A 1,498-nucleotide genomic window follows, 5' to 3' on the forward strand; every position below is an offset into this window, starting at 1 on the left:
GGGGGGGGGGGGGGGGGGGGGGGGGGGGGGGGGGGGGGGGGGGGGGGGGGGGGGGGGGGGGGGGGGGGGGGGGGCGCCCCCCCCCCCCCCCCCCCCCCCCCCCCCCCCCGGTGGCCGAGCCGCTAGAACTCGTCCATCGTGTGCGGCAGCAACTCCGTGTGGAGCGCGGCGTCGAGGGCCGCCGCCGCGCTCGCCGTGTGTTCGGTGACGATGCCGGCCCGTACCAGCGCAGCTATCGCGGTGTCGCCCAGATAGGCGCTGGCCAGCTCGCGCACGTCGACGGCGAGGTCGGCCGGGGCTTCGGTCGGCTCGTACGTGGCCGTGCCGTCGGTGACGGTGAGCCGGAACCGGCCCGCGTTCGCCGGGATCTGGGCGTCCCGCACATCGAGTACGAGATCGACGTCGGCGGCCCAGGACCTGGCGCGCAGCGCCGCCGCCACGTCCACCAGACGTACCCGCAGGCCCGGCTGCTGGCCGGTGACGCGCACCTGGTCGCGGTCGGCGCAGAAGTGCAGCAACGGTTCGTCAACCGGCCGGCCCCAGGCGACCACCCGGTTCGACAGGTCGATCGAGGCCAGGTAGCGCCAGAGCGCCGCGGCCACCGCCGGCGTGTCCGCCTCCAGCTCGAAGAGGTGCACGGAGCCGGGCCCGTCGTCGCCGCCCTTGGTGCGGTACAGGGCGTACCCGGCGAGCGGTTCGCCCAGCGCCACGATCCGCGGCGGGCTCAGCTCGTCGTCCTCCTGGTCCTCCTCGACCAGCCACTCCGTCTGCCACCACGCCGGGGTCCGGGCGGTCCGGCCGCCCCGTTCGGCGCGGGTGCGCTCGTAGTACGGGCCGAGCAGTGCGGGCGCCCCGGCCTTGTCGACCAGCCGCAGCGGGCGCTCGTCCGGCGCGATGCGCAGCGCGAGCGGCCGGGAGGAGTCGATGGTCAGGTGCAGCCCGGTGGTGCCGGTGCCGAAGCCGAACCGGCCGTAGATCGGGTCCTCGGACGCCCAGAGGCAGGCCAGCGGCGTCCCGGCCGCGCCGAACCCGCGGTACAGCTCGGCGATCAGCCCGGTGAGCACGCCCCGGCGCCGGTGGGTGGGCGCGACGGAGACGAAGGTCAGCCCCGGGCAGGGCAGCTCGCCGCCGGGCAGCGAGAGCGTGAAGTCGAGCGTGCCGAGCAGGCCGACCAGCCGGTCTCCGTCGTACGCACCGATGCGGGTGCACTCGCGCAGGACGTCGAGGTGCTTCTTCCGCTTGTCGTCCTCGGGGCTTTCGTGGAAGACGAGGTAGTTGAGGTCGAGCGCCTCGTCCAGCCGGGTCTCCGGCACCTCGCCGAACCGCAGGAGGGAATGTTGTTCCATATTTCCGGACCGTAGTTCCGAAAAGTCGCACGGGCATCCGTTTTTCGCCCGGCTATGGGAAGCCCGCCGTTTCCGGTCCTGCGGGCCCGGGGGCCCCCCCCGCCCCCGCGGGGGGGGGGCCCCGGGCCCCGGGGGGCCCGGGGCCGCGCGGG

Annotated in this window: 1 protein-coding gene; it reads right to left on the reverse strand. The window is 76.0% G+C overall.

All coding sequences use genetic code 11. From position 1 onward, the window contains the following. Positions 1–122 precede the first annotated feature (122 nt). On the reverse strand, positions 123–1,346 hold the full coding sequence (locus AAHZ94_RS33880) for a GNAT family N-acetyltransferase (protein ID WP_349997528.1): 1,224 nt from the start codon (positions 1,344–1,346) through the stop codon (positions 123–125). Positions 1,347–1,498 lie beyond the last annotated feature (152 nt).

It is taken from the genome of Streptomyces sp. HSW2009 (genome assembly GCF_040240285.1).
Lineage (GTDB): Bacteria > Actinomycetota > Actinomycetes > Streptomycetales > Streptomycetaceae > Streptomyces.

Bases quoted from the DNA above. Each gene is read 5' to 3' on its own strand.
- AAHZ94_RS33880 (WP_349997528.1), bottom strand. From the start codon at position 1,346: ATGGAACAACATTCCCTCCTGCGGTTCGGCGAGGTGCCGGAGACCCGG.